Raw genomic sequence first — 2,729 nt, forward strand, 5'->3', positions numbered from 1 at the left:
TGCATACGTCGGGTTCGACGGGGCGTCCCAAGGGTGTGGTGGTGTCGCACGGGAGCCTGGTGAACTTCCTGGTGGACATGGGCGGGCGCTTCCCGGTGGGGGCGGGTGATGCGTGGCTGGCGGTGACGACGGTGTCGTTCGACATCGCGGCGCTTGAGCTCTATCTGCCGCTGGTCGGTGGTGCGCGGGTGCTGTTGGCGGATCGGGACACGGTGGTGGATCCGGTGGCGCTGGTCGGGCTGGCCCGGCGTGGTGGGGCGACGGTGATGCAGGCGACGCCGTCGCTGTGGCGGGCGGTGCTGGCGGAGCTGCGCTCTGGTGCTGAACTGCCTGTCCCGTTGCGGGTGTTGGTGGGTGGCGAGGCGCTGTCGGCGGAGCTGGCCGAGGAGTTGCGGGGCTTGGGTGAGGTGTCCAACCTGTATGGGCCGACGGAGACCACGATCTGGTCCACCACGGCGCGACTCGACGGGTTGGTGTCGGCCGGTGGTCCGGCGATCGGTCGGCCGATCGCGAACACGCAGGTGTACGTGCTGGATGGGGCGTTGCGGCCGGTTCCGGTGGGTGTGGTGGGTGAGCTGTTCATCGCCGGTGACGGGTTGGCGCAGGGGTACTTCGAGCGGCCCGGGTTGACGGCGGAGCGGTTCACGGCTGATCCGCACGGTCCGGTGGGTTCGCGGATGTACCGCACGGGTGATCTGGCCAGGTGGTCCGTGGATGGCGAGCTGGCGTTCGCGGGTCGGGCGGACTCGCAGGTGAAGGTGCGTGGTCACCGCATCGAGCCGGGTGAGATCGAGGCGGTTCTGGGGGGTCTCGCGGGGGTGGGGCAGGTCGCGGTCGTCGCTCGCGAGGACGTCCCGGGTGACGTGCGCCTGGTCGCCTATGTCGTTCCCGCCGGGGTGGCGGAGGGTGCGGTCGCCGGGCTTCCTGTCGCGGTGCGCACCGAGGCGGCAAGGCACCTGCCCGGATACATGGTTCCGTCCGCCGTCGTCCTGCTCGACGCTCTGCCGTTGACCGCCAACGGCAAGCTGGACCGCAAGGCACTGCCCGCACCGGACCACCTCACCGCGGCGGGTACGGGGCGCGCCCCGGCCAACCGGCAGGAGGAGGTCCTCTGCGACGCGTTCGCCGAGGTGCTCGGGCTCCCCGAAGTCGGGGTCGACGACGACTTCTTCCAGCTCGGAGGGCACTCGCTGCTCGCAGTCCGCCTGTTCAGCCGGGTCAGGACGGCACTGGGAGCGGACATCTCGCTGCGGGTGCTGTTCGACGCGCCGACGGTTGCGGCGCTGGCACGTCACATGGAGACCAAGAAGTCCGCGAGGCCGGCGTTCCGGTCGATGCGTAACCAGGAGGGTTCCTGATGTTTCCGCTGTCCTTCGCACAACGCGGACTCTGGTTGCTCGGCCGGCTGGAGGGTCCGAGCGCGACCTACAACATCCCGACGGCGCTGCGCCTGACGGGTGAGCTGGACGAGGAAGCGCTCCGTTCGGCGTTGCGGGATGTGCTGGGGCGGCACGAGGTGCTGCGCACGGTGTTCCCGGCGGACGAGGGCGGCGAGCCGTACCAGCGGATCCTGGACCTGGATGAGCTGGCGTGGGAGCTGGAGGTCGCCGAGGTCTCCCGGGCGGGGCTGGCGGACGCGATCACCGCTACGGCGGGACATGCGTTCGACCTGTCGAGCGAGGTTCCGATTCGGGCTGCCCTGCTCAAGACGGGGCAGGATGAGGCCGTTCTCGCTCTTGTGGTCCATCACATCGCCAGTGACGCCTGGTCGATGGCTCCCTTTGCACGAGATGTGGCGGCGGCCTATGCGGCGCGGTGCAAGGGCCGGGTACCTCAGTGGGAGCCATTGCCGGGCCAGTACGCGGATTACGCGCTGTGGCAGCGTGAGTTGCTGGGTGACGAGCGGGATCCGGAGAGCCTGCTGTCGAGCCAGGTTGCCTACTGGCGTGAGGCGTTGGCCGGGGCCCCGCAGGAGTTGCGGCTGCCGTACGACCGGTCGCGCCCGGCGGTGGCGAGTTACCGGGGTCATCGAGTGCCGCTGGAGATTCCGGCCCAGGTGCACGCGCGGCTGGTGGAGGTGGCGCGGGCCGAGCGCATGACGGTGTTCATGGTGCTGCAGGCGGCGCTTGCCGTGCTGCTGTCGCGATTGGGTGCGGGCACGGACATCCCGGTCGGGGTCGCGGTGGCGGGCCGCGCCGACCAGGGCTTGGAGAGCCTGGTCGGGTTCTTCGTCAACTCCCTGGTGATGCGGACGGATCTGTCGGGGGACCCGTCGTTCCGGCAGCTGCTTTCCCGGGTGCGGGAGGCGAGTCTCTCCGCGCTCGAGAACCAGGATGTGCCGTTCGAGAAGTTGGTGGAGGAGCTGGCTCCGGCGCGTTCGTTGTCGCGGCACCCGCTGTTCCAGGTGATGCTGACGGTGCAGAACAACGAGCGGGCGGCGCTCGAGCTGGCCGGGGTGCAGGCAGAGGCGCTCTCGGGGGGGCCGGTAGCTGCGAAGTTCGATTTGGATGTGCACGTCGCTGAGGTGTTCGACGCCGAGGGCCTGCCGGCGGGGTTGCGCGGTTCGGTGGTTGCGGCGGCGGATCTGTTCGATCAGGAGTCGGTGGAGCGGCTGGTTGGGTGTTGGGTGCGGGTGTTGGAGTCGTTGGCTGCCGATCCCGGGGTGCGGTTGAGCGCGGTGGAGGTGCTTGACGAGGTTGAGCGTCGTCGGGTGTTGGTGGAGTGGAACG

General features: G+C 69.7%; 2 protein-coding genes. Both read left to right on the forward strand.

From position 1 onward, the window contains the following. On the forward strand, positions 1-1,358 hold a 1,358-nt coding region (locus tag ABD323_RS40330), incomplete at its 5' end, for a non-ribosomal peptide synthetase (RefSeq protein ID WP_344447091.1). Continuing rightward, the coding region (locus ABD323_RS40335; protein ID WP_344447092.1) for a condensation domain-containing protein at positions 1,358-2,729 on the forward strand (1,372 nt) is incomplete at its 3' end. The genes ABD323_RS40330 and ABD323_RS40335, both read left to right, overlap by 1 nt.

The sequence above is a fragment of the Kitasatospora nipponensis genome (assembly GCF_039528135.1).
Classification (GTDB): domain Bacteria; phylum Actinomycetota; class Actinomycetes; order Streptomycetales; family Streptomycetaceae; genus Kitasatospora; species Kitasatospora nipponensis.